This is a genomic window from Desulforamulus aquiferis (assembly GCF_030577015.1).
Taxonomy (GTDB): domain Bacteria; phylum Bacillota; class Desulfotomaculia; order Desulfotomaculales; family Desulfotomaculaceae; genus Desulfotomaculum; species Desulfotomaculum aquiferis.
In genome coordinates this window covers 117,775-136,824 of the sequence record NZ_JARPTC010000013.1, presented here as the reverse complement: position 1 = coordinate 136,824, position 19,050 = coordinate 117,775, and the positions used below count along the sequence as shown (strand labels likewise).

Annotated in this window: 20 protein-coding genes; all 20 read left to right on the top strand. The window is 41.8% G+C overall.

From position 1 onward, the window contains the following. Nucleotides 1–2,242, top strand: a 2,242-nt coding sequence (gene infB, locus P6N53_RS09630; RefSeq protein ID WP_304542631.1) for a translation initiation factor IF-2, incomplete at its 5' end; no start/stop codon positions are given. 38 nt (nt 2,243–2,280) lie between these two features. Beyond that, on the top strand, nt 2,281–2,643 hold the full coding sequence (gene rbfA / locus P6N53_RS09625; protein ID WP_304542630.1) for a 30S ribosome-binding factor RbfA: 363 nt from the start codon (nt 2,281–2,283) through the stop codon (nt 2,641–2,643). Next, on the top strand, nt 2,636–3,607 hold the full coding sequence (locus tag P6N53_RS09620; RefSeq protein WP_304542629.1) for a DHH family phosphoesterase: 972 nt from the start codon (nt 2,636–2,638) through the stop codon (nt 3,605–3,607). The genes rbfA and P6N53_RS09620 overlap by 8 nt, the downstream gene beginning before the upstream one ends. A 1-nt stretch (nt 3,608) precedes the next feature. Beyond that, the gene (truB, locus tag P6N53_RS09615) at nt 3,609–4,544 is read left to right on the top strand and encodes a tRNA pseudouridine(55) synthase TruB (RefSeq protein ID WP_304542628.1); all 936 of its coding nucleotides are present in this window, start codon (nt 3,609–3,611) and stop codon (nt 4,542–4,544) included. A 128-nt stretch (nt 4,545–4,672) separates the two neighbouring features. Further along, a complete protein-coding gene (locus P6N53_RS09610) occupies nt 4,673–5,605 on the top strand; it encodes a bifunctional riboflavin kinase/FAD synthetase (protein WP_304542627.1) in 933 nt (310 codons plus the stop codon). Nucleotides 5,606–5,725: 120 nt separating this feature from the next. Beyond that, nucleotides 5,726–5,953 (top strand): hypothetical protein, encoded by a 228-nt coding sequence (locus P6N53_RS09605; protein WP_304542626.1) that lies wholly within the window; start codon nt 5,726–5,728, stop codon nt 5,951–5,953. Nucleotides 5,954–5,962: 9 nt separating this feature from the next. Beyond that, nucleotides 5,963–6,184 (top strand): hypothetical protein, encoded by a 222-nt coding sequence (locus tag P6N53_RS09600; protein WP_304542625.1) that lies wholly within the window; start codon nt 5,963–5,965, stop codon nt 6,182–6,184. Nucleotides 6,185–6,273: 89 nt separating this feature from the next. Then, nucleotides 6,274–6,543 (top strand): 30S ribosomal protein S15, encoded by a 270-nt coding sequence (rpsO, locus tag P6N53_RS09595; protein ID WP_304542624.1) that lies wholly within the window; start codon nt 6,274–6,276, stop codon nt 6,541–6,543. A gap of 230 nt (nt 6,544–6,773) precedes the next feature. After that, a complete protein-coding gene (locus P6N53_RS09590) occupies nt 6,774–9,008 on the top strand; it encodes a polyribonucleotide nucleotidyltransferase (protein WP_304542623.1) in 2,235 nt (744 codons plus the stop codon). 186 nt (nt 9,009–9,194) lie between these two features. After that, complete coding sequence (sleB, locus tag P6N53_RS09585; RefSeq protein WP_304542622.1) at nt 9,195–9,917, top strand: spore cortex-lytic enzyme; 723 nt, start codon at nt 9,195–9,197, stop codon at nt 9,915–9,917. 164 nt (nt 9,918–10,081) lie between these two features. Further along, nucleotides 10,082–10,801 (top strand): polysaccharide deacetylase family protein, encoded by a 720-nt coding sequence (locus tag P6N53_RS09580; protein ID WP_304542621.1) that lies wholly within the window; start codon nt 10,082–10,084, stop codon nt 10,799–10,801. Nucleotides 10,802–10,936: 135 nt separating this feature from the next. Further along, the gene (locus P6N53_RS09575; protein WP_304542620.1) at nt 10,937–12,205 is read left to right on the top strand and encodes a M16 family metallopeptidase; all 1,269 of its coding nucleotides are present in this window, start codon (nt 10,937–10,939) and stop codon (nt 12,203–12,205) included. 189 nt (nt 12,206–12,394) lie between these two features. Next, complete coding sequence (locus P6N53_RS09570) at nt 12,395–12,742, top strand: hypothetical protein (RefSeq protein WP_304542619.1); 348 nt, start codon at nt 12,395–12,397, stop codon at nt 12,740–12,742. 11 nt (nt 12,743–12,753) lie between these two features. After that, a complete protein-coding gene (locus P6N53_RS09565; protein ID WP_304542618.1) occupies nt 12,754–13,023 on the top strand; it encodes a YlmC/YmxH family sporulation protein in 270 nt (89 codons plus the stop codon). 247 nt (nt 13,024–13,270) lie between these two features. Next, nucleotides 13,271–14,071 carry a 4-hydroxy-tetrahydrodipicolinate reductase gene (gene dapB / locus P6N53_RS09560; RefSeq protein ID WP_304542617.1) on the top strand — a complete coding sequence of 267 codons (801 nt, stop codon included), beginning with the start codon at nt 13,271–13,273 and terminating at the stop codon, nt 14,069–14,071. Between the two features lie 106 nt (nt 14,072–14,177). Then, nucleotides 14,178–15,068, top strand: coding sequence for a dipicolinate synthase subunit DpsA (gene dpsA / locus P6N53_RS09555; RefSeq protein ID WP_304542616.1), 891 nt, complete (start codon nt 14,178–14,180; stop codon nt 15,066–15,068). Nucleotides 15,069–15,100: 32 nt separating this feature from the next. After that, the gene (locus P6N53_RS09550; protein ID WP_304542636.1) at nt 15,101–15,688 is read left to right on the top strand and encodes a dipicolinate synthase subunit B; all 588 of its coding nucleotides are present in this window, start codon (nt 15,101–15,103) and stop codon (nt 15,686–15,688) included. Nucleotides 15,689–15,723: 35 nt separating this feature from the next. Next, nucleotides 15,724–16,749, top strand: coding sequence for an aspartate-semialdehyde dehydrogenase (locus P6N53_RS09545; RefSeq protein ID WP_304542615.1), 1,026 nt, complete (start codon nt 15,724–15,726; stop codon nt 16,747–16,749). A 20-nt stretch (nt 16,750–16,769) separates the two neighbouring features. Then, nucleotides 16,770–18,005 carry an aspartate kinase gene (gene dapG / locus P6N53_RS09540; RefSeq protein ID WP_304542614.1) on the top strand — a complete coding sequence of 412 codons (1,236 nt, stop codon included), beginning with the start codon at nt 16,770–16,772 and terminating at the stop codon, nt 18,003–18,005. A 45-nt stretch (nt 18,006–18,050) separates the two neighbouring features. Continuing rightward, a complete protein-coding gene (dapA, locus tag P6N53_RS09535; protein WP_304542613.1) occupies nt 18,051–18,941 on the top strand; it encodes a 4-hydroxy-tetrahydrodipicolinate synthase in 891 nt (296 codons plus the stop codon). Nucleotides 18,942–19,050: the final 109 nt, after the last annotated feature.

Genomic DNA, 19,050 nt, shown 5'->3' with positions numbered 1-19,050 from the left:
CGACCGTCCTAACCAGGGGCAGGGAAGACCGGGCTACGGCGACCGTCCTAACCAGGGGCAGGGAAGACCAGGCTACGGCGATCGCCCTAACCAGGGGCAGGGAAGACCTGGCTACAACGACCGTCCTGGACAGGGAAGACCTGCAGGTGCAAATCGCCCAGGTCCGGGGGGGCAAGGAAGACCACCCTATGGAGACCGTCAGAACCAAGGTGGCCAGGGTAGGCCTCCCTTTGGCGATCGGGGCGGCAGACCAGGTGCGCCTCGCCAAAACTTAGCTAATCCGGTGATACCCAAGCCACCTGAACAAATTGCCCAGCCAAAACCTACCAAAGCACCTGATAAAACCAAGGGCGATCGTAGAAAGAGCTACGAAAAGGATAAACAATGGGCAGATGGTCAGGTAGAGGCTTCTAAGCTTTATAAAAATAGAAATAATAAACATAAGCGTAAGTCTGGTACACCAACACCACCACCGGTATTAGACAAAAGACCTGTGCAAATTGGCGAAACTATCACGGTACAGGAACTGGCGGAAAGGCTTAAGAAGACTGCTGCTGAAGTCATAAAAAGGCTAATGGCAATGGGAATGCTGGCAACTATAAACCAGGAAGTTGATTACGATACGGCAGCTTTGGTTGCCGGTGAATTTGGCTATGAGGTTGAGCTTAAAGTAGCAGTTAATAAAGAGGCTGTTATGATGGCTGAACCAGAGGATAATCCGGAGGATATGGTTTCCAGACCTCCCGTTGTGACTATCATGGGCCACGTTGATCATGGAAAAACTTCATTATTAGATACTATCCGGGAAACCAATGTTACTGCCGGTGAAGCTGGTGGCATAACACAACATATCGGCGCGTATCAGATTGAGCATAATGGCAAAAAGATCACCTTTGTTGATACTCCAGGCCATGCTGCTTTTACTGCTATGAGGGCAAGGGGAGCTAAAATTACTGATATTGCTATTCTTGTTGTGGCTGCTGATGACGGAGTTATGCCTCAAACAGTTGAAGCAATAAATCATGCCAAAGCGGCGGAAGTACCAATTATTGTAGCCATTAATAAAATGGATAAACCAGATGCAAATCCTGAGAAGGTTAAGCAGGAGCTAACCCAACATGAACTTGTTGTTGAAGATTGGGGCGGCGATGTGATAGCTGTACCTGTTTCAGCTAAGGAGCGCACTGGATTAGATAATCTGCTTGAAATGATACTACTTGTGGCAGATGTACATGAGTGGAAAGCAAATCCAAATAGAGTGGCTAGAGGTACAGTGGTAGAGGCTGAACTTGATAAAGGACGAGGTCCTGTTGCCACAGTACTGGTACAGAATGGTACCCTTAGAGTAGGGGATACTATAGTTGTGGGTCACGTATTCGGGCGTGTCCGGGCTATGGTGGATGATAAGGGGAGGCGTGTTAAAAAGGCAGGTCCTAGTACACCAGTAGAGATTTTAGGTCTCTCGGATGTGCCAGAAGCTGGGGATATCCTCGTGTCTGTAGAAGATGAGAAATTGGCTAGAGAAGTGGCTGATAAGAGACAGATAAGAAAAAGGGAAGAGGAACTTAAGTCAAATAATAAGATTTCCCTTGATGATCTCTTTAAACACATTCAAGAAGGTCAAATAAAAGAGCTGCCGATTATTATTAAGGCTGATGTACAGGGTTCCATCGAAGCCCTTGCCCAAGCTTTAGAGAAACTCTCCACCGATGAAGTGAAAGTTAATCTGATTCACAATGGAGTTGGAGCCATCAACGAGACCGATATCATGCTGGCCTCGGCATCCAATGCTATTGTAATAGGTTTTAACGTTAGACCAGATGCCAATGCCCGTAAGGTAGCTGAGGCTGAGAAGGTCAGCATGAACCTTTATAGGGTAATCTATGAGGCCATTGATGACGTTAAGAAAGCCATGAGCGGCCTTTTAGATCCGGAATTTAAAGAAGTAGTACTTGGTCATGTTGAAGTAAGAAAAACCTTCAAAGCATCAAAGATTGGTACCATTGCCGGTGGCTATGTGACCGAGGGCAAGATTACTAGAGATTCTGGCATCAGGGTTATTAGAGATGGTATTGTAATACACGAAGGAAAACTGGACTCTTTAAAGAGATTTAAGGATGATGCCAAGGAGGTTGCCCAGGGTTACGAATGTGGTATAACCTTTGAGAGATTTAATGATATACAAGAAGGGGACATAATAGAGTCCTTTATTACAGAAACTATAAAAAGAGAATTGAAATAGTAAGTGAGTATTTAAAAATACCACAGGAGGTGTGTTGGTTGTCACACCGACCAGAGAGAATGGCCGAGGCCATTAAGAAAGAAATTGCCGATTTGCTGAGAAATGAAATAAAGGACCCTAGGGTGGGATTTGTAACCATTACCGGGGTTGAGGTTACCAAGGATTTATCCTACGCAAAAATATTTATCAGCGTAATGGGCTCAGAGGAGCAACGTAAAGAATCTGTAGACATTTTGCAGAATGCCTCGGGCTATATGCGCTCTGAGGTGGGCCGGCGAATTAAAGTTAGGCATGCACCTGAATTAATATTTAAGTTAGACAATTCCTTGGATCATGGCAGCCGAATTATGGAACTTCTCCATGGCATCAATCGGCAGGAGGAAAAGCCGAACAATGAATAGTCTTTCTGAAGTGGCTGAGGTAATAAAAAAGGCCCGCAGACCATTAATATCAGGCCATGTAATGCCTGATGGGGATAGCTTAGGGTCAATTCTTGCACTGGGATTGGGATTACAGACCCTTGGTCAAGAAGTAACCATGGTTAGTTCTGATCCCGTGCCGGATTTATATACTTTCTTACCTGGCGCAGAGCAAATAGTAGTGGGAAAGGTACCTCCGGGCAATTACGACCTATTCATTGCTTTAGATTGTTCTGTAATTGACCGTTTAGGAAAATACGTTGAGTCAGTGCTAAATTCAGAAATAACAACCCTGGTAATAGATCATCATGTAAATGACAACCCCTTTGGCCATTATAATTATGTGGAGCCAAAGTCAGCAGCCACCGGGCAAATTGTTATGGACTTATTAGACCTAATCAATATAGAAATTGATAATAAGCTGGCAATAAACCTTTACACTGCTATTGTTACAGATACCGGTTCCTTTAGATATGAAAACACCACACCAGAGGTTCATGTTAAGGCATCAAGACTAATAGATCTGGGAATACCAGTATCAAAGCTGTCAAATTTAATATTTGGAGAGCAACCGGTGGAATCTATCAGGCTTCTACAGGTTGCTTTACAAAGCCTGGAAATCAGCAAGTGCGGGCAAATTGCCTGGCTAAGTATTACACAAGAACAGGTTCAATCTGTAGGGGCGGAAGATCAACATGTTGATGGTCTAATTAATTACCCTCGAAAAATTAAAGGGGTAGAGGTGGCCATTGTTTTTAAAGAATTAAACGATGGAATGGTTAAGGTCAGCCTACGCTCAAAATATCAGGTTGATGTGAACCTGCTGGCTAAAAAATTTGGCGGTGGTGGTCATGTCAGGGCATCCGGGTGTACCCTAAAGGGTGGTTTGGACCAGGCAAAAAAACTGGTTCTGACAGAGACCCAAAATCTGTTCCGGGGGTGTTGAATTGGATGGCTTCATAAATGTTTTAAAACCCCCTGGAATGACTTCCCATGATGTGGTCTATTTCATTAGAAGGGTCACAGGCATCAAAAAATGTGGTCACACCGGAACCCTAGATCCAGGAGCCGCTGGCGTTTTGCCGGTGGGCTTAGGGAAAGCAACCAGATTATCAAGATTTGTCACCGAGGGTGATAAGAGCTATAGGGCTGAATTAACATTAGGATTATCCACTACTAGCCAGGATGCCTATGGAGAGTTGTTAGAGAGCCACAATGCAGCTAATATAAAGCCTGAAGATTTTCAGCATGTGACAGCACAATTTTTAGGACAGATAACTCAAGTACCACCCATGGCATCAGCAATAAAAGTTGGGGGAAAACGCCTCTATCAACTTGAACGGGAAGGTCAGACAGTTGAAGTGCCAGCCAGAAATGTAACAATATATGATTTACAGGTTGTTAATAGTTGGGAGTGGCAAAGACCAAATCCAAGGGTCTTGTTTGATGTAACTTGTTCAAAGGGGACATATGTGCGTACCCTATGCTCCGATATTGGCAAGGCATTGGGTTGTGGCGCCTATATGTCCTTTTTGTTGCGGACTAGGGTAGGGGATTTCAGGATAGAAGAGGCTTTAACCCTAGAGGAAATTAAAAGTCTGTGTGACGAAAATAAAATTGCAAGTGCATTGGTACCCATGTCTCAGTCAGTGGGGCAAATGACATTAGTTGAAATAAATAGTTCAGCCCTAAAATCAGTCTCATCAGGAGCCACCCTTTATCCTAGGGGCATTCAGAAAACTTCTAAAGATATAGCAGAGGGTGAACTTGTAAGGGTAGAGTATTGCGGTAAATTGCTGGGCATTTATTTAGGTGCTAAGGATTATCATGAAGATAAAGAGAGAATAGTATTAAAGCCTGAAGTAGTATTCCAAACTAAATAATGCAAAAGCAAGATCATTATAATAACTTCAGATAAATTTATTGCAAACGAAAATTTTAGTTTACCAAAACCATCATGGGTATTATATTATAAGGGTGGATTGTTGCGGACGGCAGGGGGTAAGTAAAATTGCGAGTTTATGAAGACCTTACCGCTTTAAAGGATAGGTATTCAGATATATTTGTCGCTCTAGGTAATTTTGACGGGGTTCATCTAGGCCACCAAAGGCTTATAGGGGAAGCTGTGGCTACTGCACAACGGGTTAATGGGTCATCTGCTGTATTGACCTTTGACCCTCATCCTTTATCAGTTCTACGACCAGAAATAGCTCCACCTATGCTCTTGGACCGTGAGGCTAAAGAAAGAATGATGTATCAACTTGGCGTTGATATATTGATACTGCTTCCTTTCACCCTTAAATTTGCTCAACTTTGTCCGGAAGACTTTATTAAGGACATATTAATGGGACAATTAAGGGCCAAGGGTATTATTGTCGGCTATAACTATACCTTTGGACACAAAGGGAAAGGGACACCTGAAACTCTTTGGAAGCACGGAGAAGAATATGGCTACTCACTTAATGTGATACCTCCAGTAAAGGTAGCAGGGCAAGTTGTTAGCAGTTCTTTAATCAGAACTAAGTTAAGTGAAGGCGACGTAATATTTGCCAGACAGCTACTAGGTTACAACCCCTTCACTGAAGGTGTTGTTGTATCGGGAGAAAGACGTGGAAACACCCTTGGTTTTCCTACGGCTAATATTGAGTGCCCGGATGGCATGGTGGTGCCTTGTAAAGGTGTCTATCGAGTACAAGTAGAGGTGGAAGAAGATACCTATCTTGGGGTAGCAAATATAGGTACTAAACCTACGTTTAATGGTCACAGTCAAAGAACTAACATAGAAGTTCATTTGCTTGATTTTTGTGGTAATCTTTATGGGAAGAAAATAAAGGTTAGCTATACACGTCGTCTTAGGGACGAAAGAAAGTTCGCATCCATTACCGAGCTGGTAAATCAAATTCAAGCAGATGTACAAAGTGCCAGATTTGACCATCCAGAATAGAAGAATAAGCTTAGGGTACCTTAAATATAATTATTAATACCTACATTTACTTCTTGTACTAGTTATGCTACAATAAATGCGGCAAACATCCCTAAAATTATTTTGAAGGGAGTGTTGTCCATGGGGTATCCTAAATATGATACTCCCGAAGAGGAGGTCAAACGCTGGCTAAGTCATATTGCATTAATATGTGTCAGCGAAGAATTCCAATGCTTAAAACGGGAATTGGAATCACTATATGTGAAATCAAATATTGATAACGTAAGAATTACTGCGTTTCAAGATGCATTATATGCATTCATTGCCCAGGAAGAGGATGAACCATTATATCAGTCACGCAGTTGCTAGGGCAATGTTATGCGTGTGATTATTACAGAACATGCACGTAAGAGATTAAGGGATCTTAGGCAGGATAAAATAGTAAATTCAGATATTATTACAGCTGCAAGGGGAATTCCTGGGAGAATACCAACTGCAACAAGGTTTAGGGGATTTTTTGCCAAGTCAGGCCGAATGTTTGATATTGTAGCAAAGGACATAGAAACAGGCCGCTTGGTGATTACCATAATCGGGAAATAAAATTCCCGGAACTGTTATCTAGGGGACAGGTTTACTCCGACCGTTGTCTTGGATAACAGGGATTATTAAGATAAGGAGGTGAATTCCCCGTGGCATTGTCTATCGAAAAGAAGAACGAAATCATCCAAGCCTATAAAACCCATGAAAATGATACTGGCTCCCCCGAAGTTCAAATTGCACTTCTTACTGAGCGTATCAATCAATTGACAGAGCACTTAAAATCCTTCAAAAAAGATCACCATTCACGTAGAGGTCTTTTGAAAATGGTTGGACAACGTCGTGCACTGCTAAATTATTTGCGGGATCGCGATTTTGCTCGCTACCGTAAAATAATTGAAAGATTAGGTTTACGTAAGTAACAAAAAAACGGGCATAGCCCGTTTTTTTGTTATTAAATTGAATATATTTTTAAAGGAATATTTAATAATATTAGGGCAGAAAGGTGATTTTCTAAGAGAATATTGTCCATTTTATAATAAGTATAATTACCTAGAGGTATTTTTCGAGTTATAAGGAGGAAATACTAATAAAAATGTAGAATTGCTAAGATTTGTTAAGAACTTGGAGTTATGGAGGTAGGAAAAGAAGAATGTCGGAAAATCAAGTATTAACCAGGGAGATTAACCTGGGAGGCAGAACATTAAGTCTAGAAACTGGAAGATTGGCTAAACAAGCAAGTGGTGCGGTATTGGCAAAGTATGGCGATACGGTGGTACTTGTTACAGCCACTGTGGCAAAGAACACAAGAGATATTGACTTTTTCCCCCTTACAGTGGATTATGAGGAAAGACTTTACGCTGTGGGAAAAATTCCTGGTGGCTTTATCAAACGTGAAGGTAGACCAAGCGAAAAAGCAATTTTATCTGGAAGGTTAATTGACCGCCCTATCAGACCACTTTTTCCCAAACACATGAGGAACGAGGTGCAGGTGGTAGCTACTGTAATGTCTGTTGATCAGGACCATGCACCTGAAATGGCTGCCATGATAGGTGCATCTGCTGCTTTACATATTTCCAAAATTCCCCTTAAAAAACCAATTGGTGGGGTAATAGTGGGCCGGGTGGACGGACAATTTGTTGTTAACCCCACGATAAGACAGGCGGAAAACAGTGATATGCACCTTGTGGTGGCAGGCACCCAGGATGCAGTAATGATGGTGGAAGCAGGTGCTAAGGAAGTTCCTGAGGAGCAAATGCTTGAGGCTATTATGTATGGCCATAGTGTAGTTCAGGAAATTGTTGCCTTTATAGAAGACTTCAGAAATGAAGCCTTAGCCATGGGCTTGGCACATGAAAAAATGGAAATAGCTGAGCCGGAAATTAATTCTGAAATGGCAGAGGCAATTTTAGCAAAGGCTGAGGCTGATATCCGGGCAGCAGTTTTACATTGCTCCACTGAGAAGCTAACCAAAAAGGAAAGAGAAGCTTATATTGATGGAGTAATGTCAAATTTGCAGACAACCTACCTGGAACAATTTCCGGAAAATCCCAGAGAGGTTATGTCATTAATCGAAAAGGCTGAGAAGAAAGTTGTACGTAGGATTATTACCCATGATAAACTCAGGATAGATGGCAGAGCTGTGGATGAGGTAAGACCCATTACCGTTGATGCAGGAGTTTTACCAAGAACCCATGGATCTGGCCTATTTACCAGGGGACAAACCCAGATCCTTACAGTAGCCACCCTGGGTTGTGTAAGCGAGGAGCAAATATTAGACGGTCTCGGTTTAGATGAAACAAAGAGATATATGCACCACTACAATTTCCCACCCTTCAGTACTGGCGAAACAAAGCCCATGAGGTCACCAGGACGTCGTGAGATTGGTCATGGTGCCTTGGCCGAGAGGGCTTTAGAACCCATGATACCCTCCGAAGAAATATTCCCCTATACCATTAGAGTTGTCTCAGAAGCCCTTGAATCAAATGGCTCCACATCAATGGGAAGCGTTTGCGGCAGCACCTTAGCACTAATGGATGCCGGCGTTCCCATCAAGGCACCTGTGGCAGGTGTAGCCATGGGTTTAATCATGGAAGAGGATAAGTTTACAGTCCTTACTGATATCCAGGGACTAGAGGATCATCTGGGTGATATGGACTTTAAGGTAGCAGGTACAGCAAAGGGTATTACAGCATTACAGATGGATATCAAGATACCAGGTATCACCAGGGAAGTATTTGAGCAGGCACTGGAGCAGGCTCATCGTGGGCGTATGCATATCATGGACAAAATGCTAGGGGTTCTTCCTGAGCCACGTCAGGAAATTTCCCAATTTGCCCCAAGTATTATCAGAACTACCATTAATCCAGATAAGATTAGGGATGTTATTGGGCCTGGTGGTAAAATTATTAAAAAACTAGTGGAAGAAACTGGTGCAGATATAGATATTGAAGATGATGGCAGGGTATTTATTGCCGCAGTTGACCGGGAAAAGGGCAAAAAAGCTCTGCAAATTATCCAATCCATTACTGCTGAAGTTGAGGTTGGCAAGATTTACGAAGGTAAAGTTACCAGGGTTACCGATTTTGGTTGCTTTGTAGAGGTAATTCCGGGTGTAATGGGATTACAGGGTAAAGAAGGCTTGGTCCACATTTCACAACTTGACTTCCGGCGAGTTGAGAAAACTGAAGATATCGCCAAGGAAGGTGATATCATAACCGTAAAAGCAATTGGTTATGATCATCAAGGAAGGCTTAAATTGTCCCGTAAAGAGGCCCTAAGGGATATGGGTATGGCTCCCCCGGAAGAACCTGCTAGAAGCGATGATAGCGGTGGAGAGCGGAGAGAAAGAAGACCCTATAGTAGGCCAAAGGTTACCAAGGAATAAAATCACATCAACCGGCAAATAGGAGTTATGAAAAGCTTTAAACTCCTATTTGCCGGTTATATTTTATATCAGGAACATCATTGTAAAATATCTAGTTTTAGCATCCCATACACTCTTTGCCAAATAACCTAACTAATAGCTAAAATTATTTACGTACCATAACGCCATTAAAGATTGGTAGAGGTGATGGAAATTCTAGTAAAAAGGATTATGTTAACGGTTTTAGCAATGTTTGTGTTATCTTTATTTGTTATTGTCCCACTTAACAAAGCGGAAGCTGCTTTTGGGGACAGAACCCTGCGCCAAGGTATGAAGGGTGAAGATGTTAAACAACTTCAAAGGAATCTTGGTTATCTAGGCTATAGTGTTGGAAAGATTGATGGTATCTTTGGGTCTAAAACACTTAATACTGTAAAAGAATTTCAGTGGAAAAATGGTTTAAAGGCGGATGGTATTGTAGGAAAGCAAACCTCACAGGCAATAATTAGGCAGGCTGGTGGTGTTCAAAATGAGCGCCCTAGAACCGAACCTGTGTCTCGAGGTAATCTCAACTTATCCAGAAAGGATTTATATGACCTGGCACGGGTTGTACACGGTGAAGCCAGAGGAGAATCCTTTGAAGGACAAGTTGCAGTTGCTGCTGTTGTTTTGAATAGATTATATTCTGGTGATTTTGGCAGAAATGTACAAGAAGTTATATTTCAGCCCTGGGCCTTTACCGCCGTACATGACGGACAATTTTACCTTGAGCCCAACTCCTCAGCTTACAGTGCTGTGGATGCGGCTGTAAAGGGCTGGGACCCAACAGGAGGGGCCATCTATTATTGGAACCCGGTGACAGCAACCAGCAAGTGGATATGGAGTCGTCCCATTATCAACAAAATAGGTAGACATGTCTTTGCAGTTTAAACCCCCTCTCGGGGGTTTTTTGCGTATTAAATAATGCACAAAAAGGCAGATTAAGGATTACTGCAGTGTCTAAAGGCGGCGATGTCAAGATTTCTTAGTTTAGATATAATCCTAAAATTTCCTGCATAGAGTTTTGGAAAAGGAAATTTAAGGAGAGAAGTTGGATGAGGATATTTTATTTTGGAAAAAGAACTATTTTAAAAGCTTTAATGTTGTTAGCAATAATTACGGTAGTTATATCCCTTGCCTGGGTTGGTTTAAGGGAGGATAAGCCTGTGCTGGCACCTGTCTATCAGGGGAATGATCAGGAGAAAAAAATAGCTCTGGCCTGTAACGTGTTTTGGGGAGAAGAATATATTCCTAAAATGCTAGAAACATTGGCTGAACACAAAGTCAAAGTAACATTTTTTGCAGGAGGAACCTGGGTGGAGGATTTTCCAGAGATACTAAAAAGGATGGATGCTGCAGGACATGAGATTGGAACACACGGCTACTCCCATCCACACCCGGATCAACTATCAAAAAGTGGTAACTTAAGGGATATGCATAAAGCGGAAAAACTTATTTATGAGACCATTAATAAGAAACCAACCCTGTATGCACCTCCCTATGGTGAAAGGGGACCTGCTGTTCTCAAGGCAGCAGAGGAAATGGGTTACACTTTTGTCCTTTGGAGTGTAGATACCATTGACTGGCAAAGACCCTCTCCAGATGTAATTGTTCGAAGAGTATTAGGAAAGGCCCATAATGGTGCTATAGTTCTAATGCACCCAACGGCACCAACAGTTGCTGCGCTACCTCAAATAATAAGCCACCTACAGAGACAAGGCTATCAATTTGTCACAGTGGGAGAACTAATAGAGAATCTTGAAAAGAAAGAATAATATAGTAGTCATATCGGGGCATACTTACATTGATTTGATAAGTTTGACAATAAGAAATAGAAAGTAAGAATTATTAAAGGTATTTTCATAATTCATGGCGAAACTTGGTTTATCGTTCATCCAGGAGGGGTTGTAATGTTTTACCAAAAAGAAGTTCTACCAAATGGAGTTAGAATACTTAGCCAGCAGGTACCCCATGTCAGATCAGTGGCCCTCGGTATTTGGGTCGATGTGGGTTCCCGTGATGAGAGTGATTCCACAGCAGGAATATCTCATTATATCGAGCACATGTTATTTAAGGGTACCCATAACAGGACTGCCAAACAAATTGCAGAGGAATTAGATGCTGTTGGTGGTCAGCTAAACGCATTTACTACTAAAGAGTATACTTGTTATTATGCCAAGGTATTAGATGAGCATTTTGGATTAGCTGTTGATATACTCACAGACATGCTTTTCAACTCTAAAATTGATGAGCAGGATGTTGAAAGGGAAAAGAATGTAATTCTCGAAGAAATTAAGATGTATGAAGATGCACCAGATGAACTTGTTCATGATATGTTTGCCAAAACAATTTGGTCTGGTCACCCCCTAGGCAGACCCATTATTGGAACCACAGAAACCGTGAGTAGCTTTACCTTTGAAGATTTAAGGAGTTTCATGAAGAGTAACTATACACCACATAGATTAGTAATTTCTGTGGCGGGCAACGTTTCCCATCAACAGGTTGTTGAAAAGCTAACTCCAATATTTCAAAACCTTAGTGGTAATGAATTTTCCAGGGAATTGGCTAGGCCTACCCACTCTTCTGAGTTAAACTGCCGCAGCAAGGAAACTGAACAGGTACATATGGTTATTGGTTCCCCTGGCTTCAGCCTTAAAGATGAAAGCGTTTATATTGCCCAGGTAATCAATACTATTTTGGGCGGCGGATTATCCTCAAGGTTATTTCAAGAAATAAGGGAACAGAGGGGCTTAGTTTATTCCGTTTACTCCTATCACAGCTCCTATTATGATACAGGAATATTTGGCGTATATGCCGGTCTTAGTAAACAAAATGTCGGCCAAGCAATGGAGCTAATTTTCAAAGAGTTAAAGGATATTAAGCAAAAGGGTGTCACCCCTATTGAACTGCAGCGGGCAAAAGACCAACTAAAGGGCAATCTGCTGCTGTCCCTGGAAAGTGTTAATACCCATATGAGCCGCCTTGGTAAATCTGAGCTTTATTTAAAGAAAGTATACAAACCGGAGGAAATTGTAGAAAAGCTCAATAAAGTAACCGTAGAGGACACAATAAGGGTTGCCAATGAAATCTTCAATCACGACAATTTCTCAATGGCCGCCATTGGACCCTGGCAGGATTGTGGTGAGTTAAAAGCAAATTTGGAAAATTTAAAGGGCTAGCAAAGAATAAATAGACTTCCGCCCCTTCAGGCACCGGCGGAAGTCTGAGTTGCCCAGCCCTACATTATTGATTAAAATCTGCGATTAGCTGCTAATATCGCAGATTTTTATTTTTCTTGTACATATCAAAAAAACCACTGTAATATTTGTCCACCATCAACATATTATTTACCAGGGAGGTGGGCAATTTTGGTATTGAGTATTTTTTTAGGTCTCATTGCATCCGTTTTGATATTCTTTTCTTTAAAGGAACGGATACGACTTAAACGATATAGGAAAGAATGGGATGTAATTGGTGAAAGCAAAAACTCGGCACTTTCTGAATCCTTGGCAGGATTGGTAGGTACTGCGGGTGGAATTTATTTGTCCTTAGTTATGTTGACTACCTTTTTGGAAGTTGATGTTCCTACTAGGGTAAATGTATCAACAGTTAGTATCGAACCAATGGCAGCAATATCATTTTTGCTGGCAATAGCAAGCCCATACATTAACCGGTTTCTTATTGGCCTTAAAAGATTGAAACTTAGATTTAGGTAGGAGGACGAACCATGAGACTGGGAGAATTAGTAGGAAAAGAGATAGTTAATATTAATAATGGGGCAAGACTGGGTGTTGTAGGAGAGTCCGATGTAACCCTCGACATTGAAACTGGTACTATTTGTTCCATAATCTTGCCGAGAAGAAGTAATTTTATAAACATGTGGGTAGATAAGCAACAAATGATTATTCCCTGGGATGCCATACGTAAAATTGGTGAAGAAGTGATCATTGTGGAAATGGATCAGGGCAACCCACTCTTCCAAAAATATTCCTATTAAATCCCCTCTGCAGGGGGTTTTATTTTATATTAAGTAAAAATGAAATAAAAATACAAGGATAGTATAAAAACGGAATAAATAATGTTAAAATAATTCCAATAATTCAGTAAAGTAATCATATTACCATTGTTATCAACTTTTAGAGACCAATGAAACTTGACAAGCACAAATAAGGTATAACATAATAAGATGCATAATTGTGTAGATTTATAAAAAATTGCTAATAAGCTACAAAGGTGGAGAGATGATGATTAGAGTAGTTGTAGCCGGAGCTTTAGGCAAAATGGGCCAGGAATCTTGTAAAGCTATTATCAATGCAGACGGAATGGAGTTAGTGGGTGCAGTTGATAACAGATTGATAGGCAGTGAGCTTGGCCCTATCATTGGGAATACGGATATAAAAGTTACCATATCAGGAGAGCTAAATCAACTATTAGAAGCAGTTCAGCCTGATGTATTGGTAGATTTTACCCGCCCGGAAGTTGTTCAGGGTGATATTGAGATAGCTTTGAAAAATGGCGTAAGACCAGTGGTAGGCACAACTGGAATGTCCATGGCAGACATTAATAGGTTTATCAATATGGCCTCAGAAAAGAAGCTTGGTGGACTTATTGCCCCCAATTTTGCCATTGGTGCCCTGTTAATGATTAAGTTTGCAACGGAAGCCGCCAAATATCTGCCCCATGTAGAAATAATCGAGCTTCACCATGATCAAAAGGTTGATGCACCTTCGGGGACAGCTATGAAGACGGCAGAATTGATTAGTGAAGTAAGGGGTAATATGTCCCAGGGAGCACCAGGAGAGTTTGAAAAAATTGAGGGAGTACGGGGCGGAAATTTTGAAGGCTTGAGAATTCACAGTGTTAGACTGCCAGGTTTGGTTGCCCATCAGGAGGTAATATTTGGTGGTGTAGGCCAAACATTATCTATCAGGCATGATTCTATTTCTCGAGAGTCATTTATGCCCGGGTTAATCATGGCAGTGAGAAAAGTGATGAATCTGGAGCAAATGGTCTATGGTTTGGATAACTTATTATTTGAAAATTAAAAAACAGATTCCCACAATCCCATAACCCTTAAGTACAAGCACCACCCCCTCGGACCACTCATATCATGTAGTGTGTTGACTAATGATTGAGAGGAGGGTTATCAGCATGCAGCCAGAATTAAAGGGAGTTCAAGTTGCTGTGCTTGGTGGTGATGCCAGAGAAGTTGTCCTGGTGTCGACCCTTTCACGCTTGGGTGCACATGTAAAGGTTGTCGGTCTTCCTGTTAAACATGACCCGCCCCAAATAAGCCTTTTTGAGAGCTTAGAGGCGGCAGTAGAGGGAGTTCAGGCAGTTATTTTGCCAGTACCGGGTATATTAGAAGACGGAAACATATACTGTGTTTATCAAGATAGACCCCTGATGCTTTCCGAAGCGCTGCTGGTTAAGTTACCGCCTAATGCTCCAATATTTGCCGGGTTTGCTAGGCCCAAATTAAAGGAAATTGTACAGCGCAGTAATGTCCGTTTAATAACTGTACTTGATTTAGACGAAGTAGCCATTTTAAACTCCATACCTTCTGCTGAAGGTGCAGTACAAATGGCCATGGACAATACTGACATTACAATTCATAATAGTAAATCCTTTGTTTTGGGGTTTGGAAGAACAGGTGCAAGCATTGCCAGGCTTCTTCAAGGCATGGGAGCTAGGGTTACTGTGGTTAGTCGGGATGCTGCCCACAGGGCCAGAGCCTTTGAGATGGGTATGGAAACAATTGATCTCAAGGATTTATCAGATACAATTTCCCGAGCGGAAATCATTTTCAACACCGTACCGACTATGGTCTTAACAAATAGCATACTAACCAAGGCAATGGAAGACACTGTCATAATTGATGTAGCGTCTCCGCCTGGTGGTACTGACTTTGATGCTGCCAAAAGGTTAGGCATTAAGGCGCTGTTAGCCCCGGGTTTACCTGGTAGAGTTGCTCCGAAGACTGCGGGGCAAATCCTGTCCAGGGTAATGCCAGGACTATTAGTTCGGGAGTTAGCTCGATAATGACACAATGTACGGCTGACGGAGGTGTGGGAATGAGATTAAAAGGAATTAATATTGGTTTTGCCCTTACTGGGTCCCATTGTACACTAGATGAAATTATGCCTAGGATTCAAGAATTGGTGGATGAAGGTGCTAATGTATACCCTATTGTTAGTTATGCTGTAGATAATTTGGATACTCGATTTGGCACTGCTGAAAAGTGGCGCAGCTCACTAAAACAGATTACAGGTAAGGAACCAATTAACAGTATTTCCGGTGCCGAGCCGGTGGGGCCGCAAAAATTAGTTGATGTTATTGTTATTGCCCCTTGCACGGGAAATACTATGGCAAAACTTGCTACCGGCATTACCGATACACCGGTATTAATGGCAGCTAAAGCCCATCTAAGAAATCTGAGACCGGTGGTCTTGGGAATATCAACTAATGATGGCTTAGGTATGAATGCAAAAAATCTTGGATTACTTCTTAACACCAAGAATGTTTATATGGTACCATTTGGACAGGATAGTCCTACAGGTAAACCAAACTCTTTGAAAAGTAAGATGGCTTTGATCATCGACTCCATTGAATACGCACTTCAAGGGAAACAAATCCAGCCTATACTTGTACAGCAACCGTAAATGCCTGGGGCATCAATATAAGGGGGGAAACTAGCTTGAATAAAAAAGCAAATGTCGTTATAGTCGGCGCTTCCGGTGCAGTGGGTCAGGAATTACTAAATATATTAAACGAGAGAGAGTTTCCTATAAATAAACTTAAGCTTTGTGCTACTTCCCGTTCTGCAGGTAGAGAAGTGGAGTTTCAGGGTAAGAAGTATATAATTGAAGAAACAACGGACGACTCATTTAATGGTATGGACATTGCCCTATTTGCAGGAGGTAAGGCCAGCCTAGATTTTGGTCCCGCCGCAGTTGAACGTGGCTGTGTGGTGATTGATAACAGCAGTAATTATCGCATGGACCCTGAGGTGCCCCTGGTAGTGCCTGAGGTTAACCCGGAAGATGTTAAGTGGCATAAAGGTATTATCGCCAATCCCAACTGCTCTACAATTATTATGGTGGTGGCGCTAAAACCAATCTATGACGCTGCAGGAATCAAGAGGGTTGTAGTATCTACTTATCAGGCTGTTTCCGGTGCTGGTAAGGAAGGAATAGAGGAGCTAACTGCCCAAACTAAAGCAGTAATCGAAGGGGGCGAATACCCACCCAACAAGTTTGCTCACCAAATCGCTTTTAATTTAATACCTCATATTGATGTGTTTAAAGATATGGATTACACCAAAGAAGAGTGGAAGATGGTTCTGGAAACTCAGAAAATAATGAATGACGACAGTATTGCAGTTACTGCCACCACTGTCCGAGTTCCAGTTTATAGAAGTCACTCCGAATCAATTAATATTGAAACAAAGAGCAAGCTTTCTGCCGCTGAGGCAAAGAAAGTATTGGCAGATGCACCTGGTGTTATTGTGCAGGATGATATTAGTCAAAATATTTATCCTATGCCCCTGTTTACTTCAAATACCGATGAGGTATTTGTTGGTCGCATACGTGAAGATAATACCATCGAAAATGGCTTAAATCTTTGGGTAGTTGGGGATCAAATACGTAAGGGGGCTGCAACTAATGCAGTCCAGATTGCCGAACTATTACTCAAATATAACTGTTTGATGGAAAAGAAATGACATAATGGAGAAGAACTGATATGCGTTTTCTCATTCAAAAATTTGGAGGCACTTCCCTTATCTCCCAGGAGTTAAGGGATCATGTTGCCTCAAGAATTATTTCTGCAGTTGATGAGGGATATTTGCCTGTAGTAGTAGTCTCTGCCATAGGTAGAGCAGGAGAACCCTATGCAACGGATACTCTTCTGAACTTTGCTTTATCAGTAAACCGAGACATACCTGTCAGGGAAATGGATATTCTAATGTCCTGTGGTGAGATGATTTCCGGTGTAATCATGGTCAATACAATACAGCGTTTAGGTAGAAAGGCTGTCTTTCTAACTGGAGCCCAGGCAGGAATAATCACAGATGAAAGCCACACAGACGCGAGAATATTAAGGGTTGATCCAAGTAATATAATTAATCATGCCAAAGATGGTAAGATTGTTGTGGTGGCAGGATTTCAAGGAATTAGTGAAAGTGGTGAAATTACTACTCTGGGACGGGGTGGAAGTGACACCACTGCTTCAGCTTTGGGCGTGGCATTAAATGCCGAGTGTATTGATATTTTTACTGATGTGGAAGGCATAATGACTGCTGACCCCAGGATAGTGGAAGATGCTCGAATATTAGATACTGTAACCTATAATGAAATATGCCAATTGGCCCATGAAGGAGCAAAAGTAATACATCCACGGGCAGTGGAAATTGCTATGCAGAAAAATATTCCCATTAGAGTTCGCTCAACCTTTACAGAATCAAATGGAACCCTAGTGACCAGTCACAATGAAGTATATGGTACAATAGATATCACCAGGGATCGATTGGCCACCGGTGTTACTCATGTATCAGGTGTTACCCAGTTTAAGATTTCCCAAGCTGAAGTTCAAGTTGAACACCCGGCACTGAGAATATTTCAGTCTTTAGCCCTTGCAGATATAAGTATTGATTTTATCAACGTAAGCCCAGAAGTAATAATGTTTACGGTAAAGGATGAGTCGGCACAAAAAGCATTGGCTGTGTTAGAAAATTTAGGCATAAAACCACAACTTAAGCCTAATTGTGCCAAGATATCCACTGTGGGTGCAGGGATGACAGGTGTTCCCGGCGTAATGGCCCGTATCGTAAAGGCCCTTACCGAAGAAGGAGTGGATATTCTACAGTCCTCTGACTCTCATACCACCATCTGGGTACTGGTTCAAAAAGAACACATGCATAAAGCCATCCGTGCCCTGCATCATTATTTTGAACTGGGAAGCAACAACAAAGGGAAATAGTTCACAGGGTTTTGGAAAAATTAATATAGGGATGGTGATAGTCTTATGGCTGCAATTGATTTCGGTAGAATTCTAACTGCTATGGTTACACCCTTTAACTCCGACCTGTCGGTAAATCATACCCAAGCAAGAAAACTCGGCAGGTTTCTGGTAGAAAACGGTTCAGACGGTTTAGTGGTTTGTGGTACTACCGGTGAATCTCCAACACTTACAAAAGAGGAAAAAATAGAATTATTTAGATCTATTGTAGAGGAAGTAGGCGGCGAAGCTGTTGTGGTGGCTGGCACGGGAAGTTATGATACAGCCGGCAGTATTGCTCTAACAAAAGAAGCAGAAAAAGTTGGCTGTGATGGTGTAATGCTTGTGGCTCCTTACTATAATAAACCTTCCCAGGAAGGTCTATACAGGCACTTTAGAACGGTGGCTGAGAGCACAAGCTTACCTGTTATTGTTTATAACATACCAGGTCGTACCGGGATTAACGTTACACCTGCTACAGTAGTAAGATTGGCAAATGATGTGCCAAATATTGTGGCTATCAAAGAGGCTGCAGGAATAATTGATCAGGTATCCGAACTGCGTCGTCTGTTGCCTGAAGATTTTGCGATTTATAGTGGAGACGACTCAATGACATTACCTATGCTTTCATTAGGAGCTAAAGGGATTATTAGTGTAGCTGCTCATGTAGCAGGCAAGCAAATAAAAGAAATGATAGATGCATTTACATCAGGTAATACCACTCTGGCAGCCAATATTCATAAACAATTATTCCCGTTGTTTAAAGGCCTATTTATTGCGACCAATCCAGTTCCTGTTAAAGCTGCTCTAAACCTTAAGGGTTTAAGCGTTGGAGGGGTTAGGCTTCCTCTAGTGGAGGCAACAAACAGTGAGACAGAGTCAGTTAAAGGGGTTATGAATTCACTGGGATTGCTATAGTCGATAAATAGTTTTTCTTTTCAAACAGGACTTAGAATATAGTCCTGTTTGTATTATTTTGGCACTTCTGGGCAACTATATTGCCGTTAGGGCATTATTTAAGTATAAT

Bases quoted from the DNA above. Each gene is read 5' to 3' on its own strand.
- P6N53_RS09620 (WP_304542629.1), top strand. From the start codon at position 2,636: ATGAATAGTCTTTCTGAAGTGGCTGAGGTAATAAAAAAGGCCCGCAGA.
- P6N53_RS09605 (WP_304542626.1), top strand. From the start codon at position 5,726: ATGGGGTATCCTAAATATGATACTCCCGAAGAGGAGGTCAAACGCTGG.
- P6N53_RS09600 (WP_304542625.1), top strand. From the start codon at position 5,963: ATGCGTGTGATTATTACAGAACATGCACGTAAGAGATTAAGGGATCTT.
- P6N53_RS09590 (WP_304542623.1), top strand. From the start codon at position 6,774: ATGTCGGAAAATCAAGTATTAACCAGGGAGATTAACCTGGGAGGCAGA.
- sleB (WP_304542622.1), top strand. From the start codon at position 9,195: ATGGAAATTCTAGTAAAAAGGATTATGTTAACGGTTTTAGCAATGTTT.
- P6N53_RS09580 (WP_304542621.1), top strand. From the start codon at position 10,082: ATGAGGATATTTTATTTTGGAAAAAGAACTATTTTAAAAGCTTTAATG.
- P6N53_RS09575 (WP_304542620.1), top strand. From the start codon at position 10,937: ATGTTTTACCAAAAAGAAGTTCTACCAAATGGAGTTAGAATACTTAGC.
- P6N53_RS09565 (WP_304542618.1), top strand. From the start codon at position 12,754: ATGAGACTGGGAGAATTAGTAGGAAAAGAGATAGTTAATATTAATAAT.
- dapB (WP_304542617.1), top strand. From the start codon at position 13,271: ATGATTAGAGTAGTTGTAGCCGGAGCTTTAGGCAAAATGGGCCAGGAA.
- dpsA (WP_304542616.1), top strand. From the start codon at position 14,178: ATGCAGCCAGAATTAAAGGGAGTTCAAGTTGCTGTGCTTGGTGGTGAT.
- P6N53_RS09550 (WP_304542636.1), top strand. From the start codon at position 15,101: ATGAGATTAAAAGGAATTAATATTGGTTTTGCCCTTACTGGGTCCCAT.
- dapG (WP_304542614.1), top strand. From the start codon at position 16,770: ATGCGTTTTCTCATTCAAAAATTTGGAGGCACTTCCCTTATCTCCCAG.
- dapA (WP_304542613.1), top strand. From the start codon at position 18,051: ATGGCTGCAATTGATTTCGGTAGAATTCTAACTGCTATGGTTACACCC.